This window comes from Nocardioides sp. cx-169 (assembly GCF_021083605.1).
Classification (GTDB): domain Bacteria; phylum Actinomycetota; class Actinomycetes; order Propionibacteriales; family Nocardioidaceae; genus Nocardioides.
This window is the reverse complement of the sequence record NZ_JAJNRO010000005.1, coordinates 44769-60159: the sequence shown is the minus strand read 5'-3', so window position 1 is coordinate 60159 and position 15391 is coordinate 44769. Positions and strand designations below refer to the sequence as shown.

18 protein-coding genes are annotated in these 15391 nt (G+C 73.7%); 8 read left to right on the top strand and 10 right to left on the bottom strand.

What is annotated here, in order from left to right:
- A complete protein-coding gene (locus LRP67_RS10230) occupies window positions 1-756 on the top strand; it encodes an NUDIX hydrolase (protein WP_231270078.1) in 756 nt (251 codons plus the stop codon).
- On the opposite strand, the gene LRP67_RS10225 is transcribed toward LRP67_RS10230, so the two are convergent.
- Window positions 735-1655 (bottom strand): EamA family transporter, encoded by a 921-nt coding sequence (locus tag LRP67_RS10225; protein WP_231270077.1) that lies wholly within the window; start codon window positions 1653-1655, stop codon window positions 735-737. The two genes, LRP67_RS10230 and LRP67_RS10225, sit on opposite strands and share 22 nt — an antisense overlap.
- A gap of 72 nt (window positions 1656-1727) precedes the next feature.
- Here LRP67_RS10225 and LRP67_RS10220 point away from each other — a divergent pair, with 72 nt between their 5' ends.
- Window positions 1728-2633 carry a LysR family transcriptional regulator gene (locus LRP67_RS10220; RefSeq protein ID WP_231270076.1) on the top strand — a complete coding sequence of 302 codons (906 nt, stop codon included), beginning with the start codon at window positions 1728-1730 and terminating at the stop codon, window positions 2631-2633.
- Here the strand turns inward: LRP67_RS10220 and LRP67_RS10215 are convergent.
- Genes LRP67_RS10215 through LRP67_RS10205 form a run of 3 tightly spaced genes read right to left on the bottom strand, consistent with a single transcriptional unit; the run spans window position 2619 to window position 4335 of the window.
- Window positions 2619-3176, bottom strand: a complete 558-nt coding sequence (locus LRP67_RS10215; RefSeq protein WP_231270075.1) for an EI24 domain-containing protein — start codon at window positions 3174-3176, stop codon at window positions 2619-2621. The two genes, LRP67_RS10220 and LRP67_RS10215, sit on opposite strands and share 15 nt — an antisense overlap.
- Complete coding sequence (locus tag LRP67_RS10210; RefSeq protein WP_231270074.1) at window positions 3161-3370, bottom strand: hypothetical protein; 210 nt, start codon at window positions 3368-3370, stop codon at window positions 3161-3163. The genes LRP67_RS10215 and LRP67_RS10210 overlap by 16 nt, the downstream gene beginning before the upstream one ends.
- Window positions 3371-3384: 14 nt before the next feature.
- Window positions 3385-4335, bottom strand: coding sequence for a co-chaperone YbbN (locus LRP67_RS10205; protein ID WP_231270073.1), 951 nt, complete (start codon window positions 4333-4335; stop codon window positions 3385-3387).
- Window positions 4336-4406: 71 nt separating this feature from the next.
- Between LRP67_RS10205 and LRP67_RS10200 the strand changes: the two genes are divergently transcribed.
- Complete coding sequence (locus LRP67_RS10200) at window positions 4407-5669, top strand: endonuclease/exonuclease/phosphatase family protein (RefSeq protein ID WP_231270072.1); 1263 nt, start codon at window positions 4407-4409, stop codon at window positions 5667-5669.
- A 3-nt stretch (window positions 5670-5672) separates the two neighbouring features.
- Here LRP67_RS10200 and LRP67_RS10195 read toward each other — a convergent pair whose 3' ends face one another.
- The 3 genes from LRP67_RS10195 to LRP67_RS10185 all read right to left on the bottom strand — a co-directional run bounded on the left by LRP67_RS10195 (window position 5673) and on the right by LRP67_RS10185 (window position 7697).
- Window positions 5673-6881, bottom strand: a complete 1209-nt coding sequence (locus tag LRP67_RS10195; protein ID WP_231270071.1) for an acetyl-CoA hydrolase/transferase family protein — start codon at window positions 6879-6881, stop codon at window positions 5673-5675.
- 70 nt (window positions 6882-6951) lie between these two features.
- Window positions 6952-7161: a hypothetical protein gene (locus LRP67_RS10190; RefSeq protein ID WP_231270070.1), complete on the bottom strand. Its 210-nt coding sequence runs from the start codon at window positions 7159-7161 to the stop codon at window positions 6952-6954.
- A 47-nt stretch (window positions 7162-7208) separates the two neighbouring features.
- On the bottom strand, window positions 7209-7697 hold the full coding sequence (locus LRP67_RS10185) for a MarR family winged helix-turn-helix transcriptional regulator (RefSeq protein WP_231270069.1): 489 nt from the start codon (window positions 7695-7697) through the stop codon (window positions 7209-7211).
- 118 nt (window positions 7698-7815) lie between these two features.
- Between LRP67_RS10185 and LRP67_RS10180 the strand changes: the two genes are divergently transcribed.
- Genes LRP67_RS10180 through LRP67_RS10160 form a run of 5 tightly spaced genes read left to right on the top strand, consistent with a single transcriptional unit; the run spans window position 7816 to window position 12656 of the window.
- Entirely contained in the window at window positions 7816-9207 is a 1392-nt protein-coding gene (locus LRP67_RS10180; RefSeq protein WP_231270068.1) for a cytochrome ubiquinol oxidase subunit I, read from the top strand.
- The gene (locus LRP67_RS10175; protein WP_231270067.1) at window positions 9204-10205 is read left to right on the top strand and encodes a cytochrome d ubiquinol oxidase subunit II; all 1002 of its coding nucleotides are present in this window, start codon (window positions 9204-9206) and stop codon (window positions 10203-10205) included. Before LRP67_RS10180 ends, LRP67_RS10175 begins: the two co-directional genes overlap by 4 nt.
- A gap of 55 nt (window positions 10206-10260) precedes the next feature.
- On the top strand, window positions 10261-10788 hold the full coding sequence (locus tag LRP67_RS10170) for a SigE family RNA polymerase sigma factor (RefSeq protein ID WP_231270066.1): 528 nt from the start codon (window positions 10261-10263) through the stop codon (window positions 10786-10788).
- Window positions 10785-11969 carry a PASTA domain-containing protein gene (locus LRP67_RS10165; RefSeq protein WP_231270065.1) on the top strand — a complete coding sequence of 395 codons (1185 nt, stop codon included), beginning with the start codon at window positions 10785-10787 and terminating at the stop codon, window positions 11967-11969. Before LRP67_RS10170 ends, LRP67_RS10165 begins: the two co-directional genes overlap by 4 nt.
- 54 nt (window positions 11970-12023) lie before the next feature.
- Window positions 12024-12656 (top strand): hypothetical protein, encoded by a 633-nt coding sequence (locus tag LRP67_RS10160; RefSeq protein WP_231270064.1) that lies wholly within the window; start codon window positions 12024-12026, stop codon window positions 12654-12656.
- A 7-nt stretch (window positions 12657-12663) separates the two neighbouring features.
- Here the strand turns inward: LRP67_RS10160 and LRP67_RS10155 are convergent, their stop codons facing one another.
- The 3 genes from LRP67_RS10155 to LRP67_RS10145 are packed head-to-tail and all read right to left on the bottom strand — an operon-like array spanning window position 12664 to window position 15267.
- Window positions 12664-13095, bottom strand: coding sequence for an SRPBCC family protein (locus LRP67_RS10155; RefSeq protein ID WP_231270063.1), 432 nt, complete (start codon window positions 13093-13095; stop codon window positions 12664-12666).
- A 32-nt stretch (window positions 13096-13127) separates the two neighbouring features.
- Window positions 13128-14093 (bottom strand): methylmalonyl Co-A mutase-associated GTPase MeaB, encoded by a 966-nt coding sequence (meaB, locus tag LRP67_RS10150; RefSeq protein WP_231270062.1) that lies wholly within the window; start codon window positions 14091-14093, stop codon window positions 13128-13130.
- Complete coding sequence (locus LRP67_RS10145) at window positions 14077-15267, bottom strand: acetyl-CoA C-acetyltransferase (protein ID WP_231270061.1); 1191 nt, start codon at window positions 15265-15267, stop codon at window positions 14077-14079. The genes meaB and LRP67_RS10145 overlap by 17 nt, the downstream gene beginning before the upstream one ends.
- Window positions 15268-15391: the final 124 nt, after the last annotated feature.

Sequence of the window (15391 nt, the reverse complement as noted above, 5' to 3'; positions counted from 1 at the left end):
GTGAGCGAGCAGCCCCGCACCCAGACCGTCGCCGACGGCGTCGCCCGCGTCGTCTGGACGCCGTCGGACGGGGACTGGGCCGCGACCCTCGACGCCGTACGGCGTGAGGTCGAGGCCGCGCTCGTGGCGGGCCACAGCCGGGTGGAGATGCTGGTCGGCCTGGAGGACGAGACCGGCCAGCGGCTGGCCACCTGGTCCGGGCTGCGCCGCGAGGGCGTGCGCCGCGGGGTCGACGGTGACCTGGTCGTCTACGCGCGCCTCACCTCCGACGCGCCCGCCGAGGAGCCGGGCGGGTTCCGGGCGCTGCTCAACTCCTTCCTCCCGCGCAAGCGCGCGATCAGCCAGATGCTGATCCGCGACCCCGACGCGCGGGTGCTGCTGTGTCAGCTGACCTACAAGCAGGACTGGGACCTGCCCGGCGGGGTGGTCGAGGTGGGCGAGTCACCGCAGCTGGCGGTGGCGCGCGAGGTCGAGGAGGAGCTCGGCCTGTCCCTCGAGGCCGGGCCGCTCGTGCTGACCGACTGGCTCCCCCCGTGGGGCGGCTGGGACGACGCGCTGTGCCTGGTCTTCGACGGCGGCGTGCACGACGCCTCGATCACCGACGCCATCGTCATGCAGGCCCGCGAGATCCGGGCGGCGGAGTTCCTGACCCTCGAGCAGGCCCGGGAGCGCTGCGCCGACTTCACCGCCCGCCGCCTCGAGTCCGCCCTCGCCAACCTCGGCGGCGGCCCCGCCTACACCGAGTCCGGCCGCTGACCCATCACCAAATGCCGGGTCGGTGTCGGGTGGGGTGGTGACGTCGGGCGGGGAGGCCGGAGCGCCACCAGGACGCCGAGCACGAGCAGCAGGCCGCCGGTCGTCTCCGCAGCGTTGGGCCGCTGGTCCAGCAGCAGCCAGGCCGAGGCCATCGCGACGACCGGAGCGAGCAGAACCCACGGCACCACGGACGCCGAGCGGTTGCGGCTCAGCAGCGTGTTGAAGATCCCGTAGCCCACCAGCGAGGCCAGACCTGCCGTGTAGAGCGTGGCGACCAGCGCCTCCCAGCCGAACGCCGCCACCCCGTCGGCGACCGCGCCCGGGCCGTCGAGCAGCAGGCTGAGCGCCACCAGCGGGACCGGCACGACGAGCGCCGACCAGACCGTCAGGGACAGACCGCCGCTGACGCCCGAGGCGCGGGACAAGACGTTGCCGACCCCCCAGGAGAGCGCCGCGAGCAGGCAGAGCGCCAGCGCCAGCAGCGGGACCTCCCCGCCACGACCCACGGCGACGACGACCAGCCCGACCGACCCGAGCGCCACGCCGGCCGCCTGCGCGGCCGTGGGCAGCTCGCGCAGTACGCCGGTGGCGATGAGCACGGTGAAGATGACCTGCGCCTGCAGCACCAGCGCCGCCAGCCCGGGCGGCATCCCCGCCGCCATCCCGACGTACAGGAAGCCGAACTGGCCCAGGGACATGAACACGCCGATCAGCGCCACCACCCGCCAGGACGCGCGTGGACGGCCGACCAGGAACACCGCCGGCAGCACGACCAGCACGAACCGCGCGGCCAGGAACAGCAGCGGCGGCACCTCGCCCATCCCCCAGTCGATCACCACGAAGTTGAAGCCCCAGACGGTCGCGACGAGGGCGGCGAGCAGGCAGTCGCGTCGGTTCACGGACCCATGCTGGCGGCGGGGACTCGGTAGCACCAGCGAATCCTGGTGCACTCATCTCGGTAGCATCGCTGCATGATCGACCTGGCCGCGCTCACGTCCCTACGCGCCGTCGACACCCACGGCTCGGTGGTGGCGGCCGCGGACGCGCTCGGCTTCACGCCCAGCGCGGTGTCGCAGCAGGTGAAGCGGCTGGAGCGCCAGACCGGCGTACCGCTGCTCGAGCGGGTGGGCCGCGGCGTGATGCTCACGCGTCACGGCCGGCACCTCGTGGACGCCGGGGGCCGGGTGCTCGGCGACCTCGAGGAGATCGAGTCCGGGCTGCACCGGCAGGCCGGGGCGGTGGCGGGGCACCTGCGCATCGTGGCCTTCTCCACCGCCATGCGCGGCCTGGTCGCGCCGGCCGTACGCCGCCTGCTCGACGCCCATCGCGACCTGACCCTCCAGCTCTCCGAGCGCGAGCCGTGGGACACCGTCGACCTGGTGGCCTCGGGTCAGTGCGAGGTGGGCGTGGTGCACCGCTGGGGCGACGTGGCGCTGGCCATCCCCGACCACCTGGTCGCGGCCACCGTGGCCCAGGACGTCGCCGACGTGGTCGTCCACCGCGACCACCCGCTGGCCGGGCGCGGCCGCGTCACGCCTCACGACCTGGTCGACGAGGGCTGGGTCGCCACCCCCGAGGGAACGATCTGCCGCGAGTGGCTGACCCGCATGTACGACGGCACCGGGCGACTGCCTCGCATCGCGCACCAGTCGATGGAGTTCGACAGCCACCTGGCGATGGTCCGCGCCGGCCTCGGCATCGCCCTCGTGCCCCGGCTCGGCCGGCAGCCGCTCGGCGACGATGTCGTCGCCCTCTCCGCGGTCGACCCGGTCCCCACTCGCGAGGTCCTGGCCCTCCACCGCCGCAGCATGGCCGCCTCCCCCGCCGTCGCCGCCGTCCTCGCCGGCCTCGCCGCCGACCCGTCAGAAAGTCTCTGACGGGTCAGCGGTGGGTGCGGGTTCGCGGGCGGCGACCAGGTCGCGGGCCAGCATCGTGGCGCCCACGACGGCGGCCGGCATGACCACGACCGCGCCGAGGGGCACCAGGAACAGCGCCTGGGCGGTGACGCCGAAGCCGAACACCTCGCTCCGGGCGCCCCGGGTGAGCTCGCTGCGCTGCGCCGCATCGAGCCCGCGCGCCTCGAGCGGGCGGGCCAGGAGGTCGCCGGCGAGCATCCAGCCCGACACGGCGATGCCCAGCACGCCGCCGATCACGGTGCCGAACAGCGGCACCGTCCCCGCGACCACGACGGCCACGCTCGCGGCCACGCCGACGCCCATGAGCACGACGGCGTCGCGCGTGGCGCGCCAGGCGCTCAGCTCGCCGTCGGGCACGCTGCCGCCGAGCATCAGCTCGGTCTCGCGCCAGATCTTGGCGTAGAACGGCTCGCCCACGGCCAGCGTCAGCCCCACGAAGGTGGAGGCGGCCAGCGCCAGCGACCCCACCACGACCGCGACGGCCACGCTCACCTGCACGGGCACCCGCACCGACTCCGCGGAGTCGTCGACGAACGGCGTGAGCCACCGACCAGGTCCGTCAGCTGAAGCAGCAGGGTGAGGATGGCCGCGACCAGCACCAGCGCGACCAGCAGGGCCGGCACCATCCCGAGCAGCATCAGCCCGGGCCGCGTGCGCCACAGCACGAACCCTCGGAACAGGTAGGGCGAACCGCGCATCACGGCCCCACCGCTCAGAACAGCGCCGACGCCAGGCTCTGCCGGCCCTTGAGCACCCGCGGGTCGTCGTTGCCGACCGCCGCGAACAGGCCGAGCAGGTGCTCGCGCGCCTGGTTGCGCTCGTCGCCGGCCGAGCGCCGTACCAGCTCGACGAGGCGGCCGAACGCCGCCTCCACGTCGCCGGCCAGCAGGTCGAGGTCGGCCGCGAGGGTCTGCGCGGCCAGGTCGTCGGGCGCGGCGTCGGCGGCCGCGCGCGCGGCGCCGGCGTCGACGCCCTGGGCACGCTGCAGCACCTTGGCCATCGCCAGGCCGGCCGCAGCCTCCACGTCGGCGGGGTTGGCGTCGACCAGCTTCTGGTACTCCGCGACCGCACCGTCGATGTCGTCGTTGGCGAGCGCGTCCTGCGCCGCGGCGTAGCGCGGGTCGACGGCGTCCTCGTCCTCGGCCGCCTCCGGCGCGGCGCCGGACAGCGGCTGGTGGCGCGCGGTCATGCCCTGAGTCGCCAGCTGCTGCATGACCTGGGTCAGCGCCGTGCGCAGCTCCTCGAGCGGCACCACGTCCTGCAGGAGCGGAGCGGGGCGGCCGTCCAGGACCGCGACCAGGAGCGGCAGCGACTGCACCTGCATGGCCTGCGCGATGCCCGGCGCCACATCGACGTCGACCAGGCCGGCCAGGAAGCGGCCCTCGAACTCCCCCGACAGCGTCGCCAGGTCGTCGGCGAGCTGCCCGCTCTCGGGCATCCGCGAGCGCGAGAAGAGCACCAGCAGGACCGGCGCCGTCATCGACCGCTCGATGACCTCCTGGAAGTTCTGCTCCGTCACCTCCAGCGCGTACGACGTGGCGCTGGCGGCCCCGCCGCCGGCTGGTGCCCGCGGGCCGCCGGTCGCGGCGGAGGGGCCCGGTGCGGGGCGCTTGAGCGCGGAGAGGTCGATCGCTCCGGGTCGGCTGAACGGCTGCTGCGTCATGGGCCCAATCCTAGGGTGATGGCTGCCCGGCGTGCGGGCGACCGTCTCGTCTCCGTGGCAGGCTGCAGGGCATGCGAATCTCTCGGGCTGCCGCGGCGAGCGCCGCGGCCTTCACACTGCTGACCACCGCGACGGTCGCCGGGCAGGGTGCCGGCACCGCCTCCGCCGACCGCGGCCATCCCCGCGGTCACGGCCACCATGGGCACGCCAGGCACGACACGGTGCGCTTCCAGACCTTCAACGCCTCGCTGAACCGCGCTCGGGCAGGCGAGCTCGTCGAGGACCTCGCCACGCGGGAGGACCCCCAGGCCGCAGCGGTGGCCGAGATCATCCAGCGCACCCGGCCCGATGTGCTCTTGCTCAACGAGTTCGACTACGTGCCCGGCGGCGCGGCGGTCGACCTGTTCCGCGAGCACTACCTGGAGGTCGCCCAGGGCGGCGCCCGGCCGATCCACTACCGCTACGCCTACGTGGCGCCCTCCAACACCGGCGTCCCCAGCGGCCACGACCTGGACAACAACGGCAGCATCGGCGGCGGCGGCAACGACGCCTTCGGCTTCGGCGACTTCGAGGGCCAGTACGGCATGGTCGTGCTCAGCAGGCACCCGATCCTGACCAGCCGGGTCCGGACCTTCCAGCGCTTCCTCTGGAAGGACCTGCCGGGTGCGATGCTGCCCGACGACCCGGCCACCGCCGCCCCCCGCGACTGGTACTCCCCCGCCGAGCTCGAGGACGTCCGGCTCTCCAGCAAGTCCCACTGGGACGTCCCGGTGCGAGTCGGGCGGCGTACCGTCCACTTCCTGGTCTCCCATCCCACGCCGCCGACCTTCGACGGCACGGAGGACCGCAACGGCGCCCGCAACCACGACGAGATCCGGTTCTGGGCCGACTACGTCGACGGGCGCCGCTACTTCTACGACGACAAGGGCCGCCGCGGCGGCCTGGCGCGCGGTGAGCGGTTCGTGGTCGCCGGCGACCAGAACAGCGACCCCGCCGACGGCGACTCCGTCGAGGGAGCGATCCTGCAGCTCCTGGACCACCCGCGCGTGCGGGATCCGCGGCCGTCCTCGCGCGGCGCCGTCGAGGCGGCAGCCCTTCAGGGTGGCGCCAACACCGCGCACGAGTCCGACCCGCGCTTCGACACCGCCGACTTCAGCGACGTCCCGGCGCCGGGCAACCTGCGCGCCGACTACGTGCTGCCCTCGCGCGGGCTGAAGGTGCGCGCGGCCGGCGTCTTCTGGCCGGTGCGCGCGGACCCGCTGTCGCGGCTCACGGGCGAGTACCCGTTCCCGTCCTCGGACCACCGCGCGGTCTGGGTCGACCTGCGCCTCTGAGGCTCAGGCGAGCCCCAGCTCCGCGGCCTCCTCCCACAGGTCGTCGCGGACGCTGGGGTGCGCGGCGTGCTCGATGATCTGGCGGGCCTGCTCGCACTGGTCCTGGCCGAAGACCTCGGCGAGGCCCTGCTCGGTCACGATCGCGCTCATCTGGAACGACGTGACGGGCTCGTCGACAAGCGCCACGACGGTGGAGACGTCGGCCTTGGGGTGCCAGGAGCGCAGGGCGATGAACGCCTGCCCCCCGGCGCTGTGCAGCGCGCCCACGATGAAGTCGGTCTGGCCGCCCGTGCCGGAGTGGATCCGGGCGCCGATGCGCGAGGCGTTGGCCTGGCCGAAGAGGTCCACCTGGAGGGCGGTGTTGACGCTGACCATGGACGGGTTGCCCGCGATCCGGGCGGGGTCGTTGGTGACCTCGGTGCGCACCATCTCGACCCGCTCGTTGCCGTCGACCCACTCGAAGAGCTCGGGCGACCCGAACAGGAACGACGCGGAGATCGGGACCTCCCGGTCCAGCGCCCCCGCCCGCTCGAGCGCCAGCACGCTGTCGGAGAACATCTCGGTCCAGATCCGCAGCCCGCGGCGGCCGGCCAGCCCGTGCATCGTGGCGTCCGGCACCGCCCCGATCCCCGCCTGCAGGGTGGCCCCGTCGCCCACCCGGGCGGCGACCAGCTCGCCGATGCGCGCCGAGGCGTCGTCCATCGGCGTACCGACCGCGTGCGCCAGCGGGGCATCGGCCTCGACCAGCACGTCGATGTGCTCGAGGTCCACCAACGCGTCGCCGTAGGTCCACGGCAGGTGGTCGTTGACCTGCGCGATGACCACGCCGCCGCGGCTGCGGACCGCCTCGATGGCCGCCGGCAGCACGTTGACCTCGACCCCCAGCGAGACCTGGCCGTGGCGCGGCCTGGTGGTGTGCAGGACCACCGCGTCCGGCGCCATCACCCCGGTGAACAGCAGCGGCACCAGAGACAGGCGAGAGGGCACGTAGCTCAACCTCGGGCTGCGCCGCTGTCCGGGCCCGACGAACGACGTCTCGAGGACCACGCCCTCGCGGTCGGGCAGCCCGTGCTGGCCGTTGAGCGCCCAGAGGCGGTACGTCGGCACCACCGCGTCGATCAGGCTCAGGGTGTGCCACGGCGTGGCGTGGTTGCCGGCGATGACGATCCGGGGGTTGACGGGCAGGGCAGCGAGGGCACGGTCGAGGTCCACGGGGACGATTCCATCAGAGTCCCCCCTCTGGCACCCGGGCCCGAGGTCCCGCGGACCCGGGACCTCCTTCTCATCGCTCCCAGCCGAGGAGCCGCCCGTCGCGGACCGCGACCCGGCGGGGCGGCCGGGGCGTCGGGCGACCACGGAGGTGCTCGAGCAGGCGGCGGCGCCCGCGCACGCTGACGTCAGCGTCGGTGAAGCGGACGTGGGGGTCCAGCAGGTCCCGCAGGCGTGGCCAGTCCTGGGAGTCCGCGGCGTCCCACGCGGCCGCCGCCGGCACCGGGAGCTCCGGCAGCCCGCCGTACGTCGTCGGCCGTGACCATCGGCTCAGAAGTCGCCGGCCTGGCGGCGTACGGGCCGCAGGAGCTCAGAGAGCGCGCGCAGGTCGGTCTCGCTCATCGCGCTCAGCGCGAAGCGGCTCTCGACCAGGTCCTTGGTCGCGGCCTCGACCACGGCACGTCCCTGGTCGGTGATCTCGGCGAGCACCGCCCGGCCGTCGTCGGGGTGGCGGCGCCGGGTGATGTGGCCCGCCGCCTCCAGGCGCTGCACGATCGAGGTGACCGACGTGGGGTGGACCTGCAGCCGCTCCCCCATCTTGCCCAGCGGGAGCGAGCCGCGCGAGGAGAAGACCAGCAGCACCAGCGCCTCGTAGCGGGCGAAGGTCAGCCCGTGCGGCTTGAGCAGTGCGTCGAGCTGGCCGATGACGAGCTGCTGCACCCGCATCAACGAGGTGACCGCGTGCATGGAGGCCACGCCGTCCCAGCGCTGCTCCCACTGCCGGGCGGCCTCGTCGATGGGGTCGAAGGGCAGGGACATGATGCGGACATAGTGGCAGCCCTCGACCACCGTCGCGACCCTGGCGCGACCCTGGCGCGACCCTGTGCAAGTTCCCACGGGGCTGGGCACCACGACCGCGGGGGCCTACCGTCGAAGGGTGACGGTGCCCGACCTGGCCCTGCAGCTCCTGACCGCCGAGGAGCCGGCCGGGTTGCTCCCCGCCCGGGAGCAGATGGCGCTCTCGCTCGGGTGGCACATCATCCTGGCGTGCTTCGGCGTCGCCTTCCCGGCGATGATCTTCGTGGTCCACCGACGCGGCATCGTGCGCGACGACCCGGTCGCCCTGGGCCTTGCCAAGCGCTGGTCGAAGGTCTCGGCCGTGCTGTTCGCCATCGGCGCCGTGTCCGGCACGGTCCTCAGCTTCGAGATGGGCCTGCTCTGGCCGGGACTCATGGGACCGTTCGGGGACGTCCTGGGCCTGCCGTTCGCGTTCGAGGGCCTGTCCTTCTTCACCGAGGCGATCTTCCTCGGCATCTACCTCTACGGCTGGGGCCGGCTGCCACCGCGTCGCCACCTGCTGATGCTGGTGCCGATGGCCATCGCCGGTGTGGTGGGCACGTTCTGTGTGATCTCGGTCAACGCCTGGATGAACGCCCCCGCCGGCTTCCGGATGGTCGACGGAGAGGTCACCGACGTCAACCCGTGGGCGGCCATGTTCAACGACCTGGTCTGGCTGCAGTTCGCGCACATGTGGGTCGCGGCATTCATGGTCGTGGGCTTCCTCGTCTCCGGCGTGTACGCCGTCGGGATGCTGCGCGGGCGACGCGACCCCCACCACCGCCTGGGCTTTCTCGTGCCGTTCGTGTTCGCGACCGTAGCCGCGCTGGCCCAGCCGGTCATCGGCCACCTGCTCGGCGGCAACCTCGGCGACCGGCAGCCGGCCAAGCTGGCGGCGTTCGAGCTCGCTGAGACGACTGAGAGCCCCTCCCCCCTGCGGATCGGCGGGCTGCTCGTCGACGGCGAGGTGCGATGGGCGATCGACATCCCCGTGCTCGGCTCGCTGATCGCGCAGAACTCCTTCACCGCCCCCGTGCCGGGGCTCGACACCATCCCGGTGGACGAGCGGCCGCCCGTGAACCTGACCCACTGGGCGTTCCAGGTCATGGTCGGGATCGGCACCCTGCTCTTCCTGGCGGTCCTGCTCTTCTGGTTCCTGCGGTGGCGCGGTCGAGACCTGCTGGAGAATCGGTGGTTCCTGCGTTTCGCGGTCGCCGCGGGGCCCCTGGCGGTGCTCGCCCTCGAGGCTGGCTGGGTCGCGACCGAGGTGGGACGGCAGCCCTGGGTGGTCTACGGCGTCCTGCGCACGGCCGACGCGGCCGGCAGCAACTCCTGGCTGTGGTGGCTGCTCGCGGCGACGGTCGTCGTCTACGCGGGCATGACCGTCGGCGCGGTGGTCATCCTGCGCTCGATGGCTCGGCGTTGGCGTGAGGGCGAGACGGAGCTGCCGAGCCCCTACGGCCCGGAGTCCGCTGAGGAGGTGGCACGGTGAGCCTCCCCATGCTGGTCGCCGCGGCGCTGTTCGTGGGCGTCCTGGCCTACGCGCTGTTCGGCGGCGCGGACTTCGGGTCGGGCTTCTACGACCTGACCGCCGGCGGCGCGAGCCGCGGCGCCGAGCTGCGCACCCTGGTCGACCACAGCATCGGGCCGGTGTGGGAGGCCAACCACGTCTGGCTGATCTACGTCCTCGTGATGTGGTGGACGGCGTTTCCGGAGACCTTCGCCAGTACGATGTCCACGCTGATCTTCCCCATGCTCTTCGCGCTCCTGGGGATCGTGCTGCGCGGCGCGAGCTTCGCCTTCCGCAAGTACTCGGCCACCCTGGGCCAGGCGAGGCTGTTCGGCGCCGTCTTCGCGTCGTCGTCGCTCGTCACCCCGTTCTTCCTCGGGGCCGTGGCGGGCGCCATCGCCTCGGGGCGGGTCCCCGCGAGCGGGCGCGGCGACGTGTGGACCTCCTGGCTCACGCCCACGTCCCTCTTCGGCGGCCTCATCGCCGTCGGCACCTGCGCGTTCCTCGCCGGCACCTTCCTCACCGCCGACGCGGTCCGGTCCGGACACGAGGTGCTCTCCGAGCAGCTGCGACGACGCAGCCTCGCCGTCGGCGTCGTGACCGGGGCGGTCGTCTTCGCCGCCCTCGTCCCCCTCACCCGCGACGCCCCCACCCTCACCGAGGGCCTGGCCGGCCGCGCGGCGCCGCTGGTCGTGCTCTCCGCGCTGGCCGGGACGGCGACCCTGGTGCTGCTGCTGCGCCGTCGACCCGCCGAGGCGCGCGTCACGGCGGTCACCGCGGTCGCCTCGGTCGTCCTGGGCTGGGGGGTCGCGCAGTACCCCTACCTGCTGGTGGACGAGATCACGATCGCCGACGCCGCCGGCGCTCCGGCCACCCTCCGGGCGCTGATGGTCGCGGTGGTGCTCGCGGGCATCATCGTGGTCCCCGCGCTGGTCTACCTCTTCCGCCTCACCCAGAGCGAGTCCTGGTCGCGCCACTGAGCGGCCACTGGGAGCCGCGGTGGAACCGAACCGCGGCCCCGAGTTGTCTGGTGGGATGACGGCGCGACACAGCCATGACGGGAGCCTCACGATGGAGCGGGACGCGGACTTCGCCGCCTACGCCGCCGGTCGCTGGACCTCACTGGTCCGCTCCGCGGTGCTGCTCGGCTGCGCGCACGCCGACGCCGAGGACCTCGCCCAGGCCACGCTGCTCAAGGCGTGGAGCAGCTGGCCGCGGGTGCGGCGCGCCGACGACCCCGATGCCTACGTCTACCGGATCCTCGTCAACACGCTCGCCACCAGCCGCCGCAGGCGGTGGTGGGGCGAGCGTCCCACCGACCGCACCCCGGACCGTGCCGTGGCCGACGCCAGCCTCGACGTGGAGCTGCGCGACACCGTGGTCCGCGCCGTCGGCACGCTGCCCCCCGACCAGCGCGCGGTGCTGGTGCTGCGCTTCGTCGCCGACCTCAGCGAGCGCGCCACGGCCGCGGCGCTCGGCATCCCCGTCGGCACCGTCAAGAGCCGGGTGTCGCGCGCCCTGGCCGCCATCGACCTCACCGAGCTCGCCCAGGAGGAGCTGTGACCGACCACGATCTCGACCACCAGGTGGCGCTGCTTCGCCGCGCCGCTGACGGCGTACCCGTCGGTCCGCTGCACACCGACCTCCTGCTGGCCACCGCCCACCGCCGCCGGCGGCGCCGGGGGGCTGCGCTGGCCGCCGCCGCCGTCCTGGTGGTGGCCGGGGGCACCGCCGCGGTCGGCCGGACCGGCGACGACCCGTCGCGGCACGGGGGCGACGCACTCGTGACGCAGCCGGCACCCACCGCCGAGACCCGTCTCGTCGGCGTCGGCCGGCTCGCGGTGGAGGTCCCGGCCGACTGGCCCAGCGGCAAGGTCGAGTGCTCCGGCTTCTCGGTCTCGGAGCCGACGGTGTTCGACGGCGACCTGGTGGGCGGTGGGCGCGGCTGCGCGATCACGGAGCCCGCGCCCTACGTCGCGGTGGTCGACGGCCACCTGCCGGACGGCGACGCGGACGGGGTCGACGAGCTCACGTCGATCGCCGTCCCTGGCGGCGAGGTGTTGGCCTCGGCGAAGCCGAGGACCGTCCGTGGACTCGTGACGATGGTGGTCAGCCACGATCCGTCCGGCTTCCTCCAGGTGGCCACCCGCAGCGAGGCGGAGACCCGCGCCATCGTCTCGAGCGCTCGGATCGTGCCCCAGGGCCGGGTCGCCGTGCCGTGGACGCCCGAGGCGATCGAGGCCGCGGGCCTGGTCGTCGAGGAGATCCCGGTCGACACCGACGCTCGGTTCAGCGACGGCTACGTCCTGGGCACGCAGCCGGGCGGCGGCAGCGTCGTGCCCGCCGGCTCGACCGTCCGGGTCCGGATCGCCCGAAGCACGGCCTGGCCACCCGGCGAGCCGGGGCCGGCGATCAGCTGCGTCTACACCTACCCCGAGGACCTCCCCGAGCGGGCGCAGGCCGTGGCCGGGACGGTGACCGAGGTACGGCTCGGTGGGGACGACAGCGACGCCGGCGCGACTGCGGCAACGGTGACCCTGGCGGTCGACGAGTGGTTCCGCGGCGAATCCGGGCCGACCGTCGTGCTCCACACCACCGACCTCATGCTCCCCGACCGGCCGCAGGACGCGGTCGGCGTCAAGATCCTGGCCGCCTTCGGCCCGACGCGGGACATGATGGCGTGCGGCTTCACCCGCTCCTGGGACGAGAAGACGGCCCGCGCCTGGCGGGACGCGGTGGGCTAGTAGCCGGCGCCCGGCGGGTGGCAGCTTTCCCCTGGTGCGCGGCGTCCCAGCGCCGTGACCCTCTCGCGCGCCCGCGCCCTCGCCGCCGTGCTCACGGTCGCCGCGATCGTCGTCCTCGGTGCCGTCCTGCTGACCCCCGGCGGCCCGGACCGGGATGGAGGGGACCCAGGCGGACGCGACCTGGCTCCGGTCACCCACGCGCCCGAGCCGGCACCGTCTCCGAAGCCCGATCCGGCGGCCATCGTGGACGACCCGCGGGCCTCCATCGCGGAGCTGACGGTCCGCGCCTCCGACCCGGACGTGCGCAGTGTCGTATGGCGGCTGTGCCGGACCCCCCGCTGTCGGCGCAGCGACGAGGCCCTCGCCGTCACCGACGACGGCTTCGTCACCCGGCACCTGCTGCCGCTCCCCACCCACCTCTATGCCACGCCCATGGACGGGGTGCTCCTCCTGGGCAACGGGCCCGCGGCCCGCATCGTGCAGCCGGACGGCTCGGTCACGGCGGTCAGGTGGGACGCCGGGGAGCCCGCGCCGCTACGCGACGGCGAGCACCTGGTGACCAGCCACCGGTTCCCGTGTACGGCATCGTGGTGGACCGTGACACCGTCACCGTCTACGCCGTCACGAGCGCCCCGAACCAGACACTCTGGGCGTCGGTCGACGCGGGAGCCACCTGGCGCGAGGTGACGTCGCGCTAGAGGGCAGCGAGCCTCTCCTGCATGCTGGCGGCCACCTTGTCCGCGAGCACCTTGAGCGCCACCGGCAGGAGGGGCTCGGCCAGCTTGGCCGCGCCGTGCGGGGAGAACTCCGCGTGGTAGGTGACCGAGGTCCCGGTCGCCGTGCGCGCGAACGTCATCGTGTCGAGGAGGTCGAGCGAGCCGGCGTCGCCGGCGAGCTGCAGCCGCTCGTTCACGAGGTGCTCGGTGACGACGTACTTGACCTCGGTCTCGTGCCCTAGGAGCTTCGAGACGTTCGTGTACGTCGTCCCGACGCCGCCGTCGCCGGAGGTGCGCACTGTCGAGACCGTCGGCGGATCCCACTGCTCGGTGGTGGTGAAGTCCGAGAGGTAGGTCCACACCTTCTCGAGGGGCTGATCCACGGTCACGGTGCGCTCGACGCTGGGCATCCCTCCCGTTGCCCGACGCCGCGGGTCCTCAATCAGTCCGCGAGCGAGGCGAGCAGCAGGTCGGCGGCGCGGTAGGGGTCGGACTCCCCCGCCACCACGGCCGCGGCCAGGTCGTCCAGCGCGCAGTGGCCGTGGACATCGCCCCAGCGCCGTCGCAGCGAGGTGAGCGCGATCGCCTCGATCTCGCCGCGCGCCCTTCGGACCCGGCGGCGCTCGCGCTCGCCGGTGGCCTCGAGCCACTCACGGTGCCGCTCGATCTCCGCCGCCAGCTCCTCGACGCCCTCGCCGCTCTGCGCGACCGTCGTGAGCACGGGAGGGCGCCAGGCGCCCTCGGGACGATCCCCCAGCGAGAGCATGCCCCGCAGGTCGCGTCGCACCTGGTCGGCGCCCTCGCGGTCGGCCTTGTTGACGACATAGAGGTCGCCGACCTCGAGGATCCCGGCCTTGGCCGCCTGGATGCCGTCGCCCATGCCCGGGGCGAGCAGCACCAGGGTGGTGTCGGCGAGGCCGGCCACCTCGACCTCGCTCTGCCCGACGCCGACGGTCTCGACCAGCACCACGTCGCAGCCGGCCGCGTCGAGGACCCGCAGCGCCTGCGGCGTCGACCAGGCCAGGCCGCCCAGGTGGCCACGTGCGGCCATCGAGCGGATGAACACCTCCCGGTCGGCGGCGTGCTCGCGCATCCGCACCCGGTCGCCCAGCAGCGCGCCGCCCGAGAACGGCGACGACGGGTCGACCGCAAGCACCCCGACCCGCTTGCCGGAGGCGCGCAGCGCGGTCACCAGCGCGTTGGTGGACGTGGACTTGCCGACCCCGGGCGAGCCGGTGACTCCGACGACCTGTGCGTGCCCCGCGTGAGGGGCGAGCGCCGCCATGACCTCGCGCAGGAGCGGCGACTCGTCCTCGACGAGCGAGATCAGGCGGGCGACCGCCCGGGCCTCACCGGCGCGGGCGCGCTCGACGAGGTCCGGGACATCGGCCTCAGCCCTTCGGGACACGCACGATCAGCGCGTCGCCCTGGCCACCGCCGCCGCAGAGGGCGGCCGCCCCGACGCCACCACCGCGGCGCTTGAGCTCGAGCGCGAGGGTCAGCACGACGCGGGTGCCGGACATGCCGACCGGGTGGCCGAGCGCGATCGCGCCGCCGTTGACGTTGACCTTGGCGTTGTCGATGCCGAGCTCACGGGCCGAGGCGATGCCGACCGCGGCGAAGGCCTCGTTGAACTCCACCAGGTCCAGGTCGGTGGGCTCGATCCCCTCCTTGCGGCAGGCCAGCGCCGTCGCGTTGGCCGGCTGCAGCTGCAGGCTGGAGTCGGGGCCGGCGACCATGCCGTGCGCACCGATCTCGGCCAGCCACTCCAGCCCGAGCTCCTCGGCCTTGGCCTTGCTCATCACCACGACGGCGGCGGCGCCGTCGGAGATCTGCGAGGACGAGCCGGCGGTGACCGTGCCCTCCTTGCTGAACGCCGGGCGCAGCTTGGCCAGGGACTCCGGACTCGTGTCGCCGCGGACGCCCTCGTCGGTCGAGACCACGACCGGGTCGCCCTTGCGCTGCGGGATCGAGACTGGGACCACCTCGTCGTCGAAGACGCCGTTCTTCCACGCCACGGCCGCCTTCTGGTGCGACTGGGCGGAGAACTCGTCCTGCTCCTCGCGGGTCAGGTTGGCCCCCGCCGCGTTGCGCTCCTCGGTGAGCAGGCCCATCGCCTGCGAGGTCACCTGGTCGAACAGCGCGTCGTAGGCCATCGAGTCCACGAGCGGGACGTCGCCGAACTTGAAGCCCTCGCGCGACTTCGGCAAGAGGTGCGGGGCGTTGGTCATCGACTCCATGCCGCCGGCCACGACGATCTCCACCTCGCCCGCACGGATCATCTGGTCCGCCATGGCGATGGAGTTCAGACCGGACAGGCAGACCTTGTTGATCGTGATCGAGGGGACGTCCATCGGGACGCCGCCGGCGACCGCCGCGGTGCGCGCGGGGTTCTGGCCGGCGCCCGCCAGGATGACCTGGCCCATGATCACGTAGTCGACCTGGTCGCCACTGACTCCGGCCTTCTCGAGGGCGCCCTTGATGGCGTGACCACCGAGCTCCGCGGCCGAGAGGCCCTTGAAGCCGCCCAGCAGGCGGCCGATCGGGGTGCGCGCTCCGGCGACGATGACGGATCCGGACATGAATGCCTCCGTGAAGTGTGTCGGCCGGTACGGCCGGGGTGGGTCCCTCGTGACGATACCCACGGGCCACGCCCGGGGGCGAGGGCCTCGTGGCCCCCCTCGTGATGGATAGGTCACAACGGGT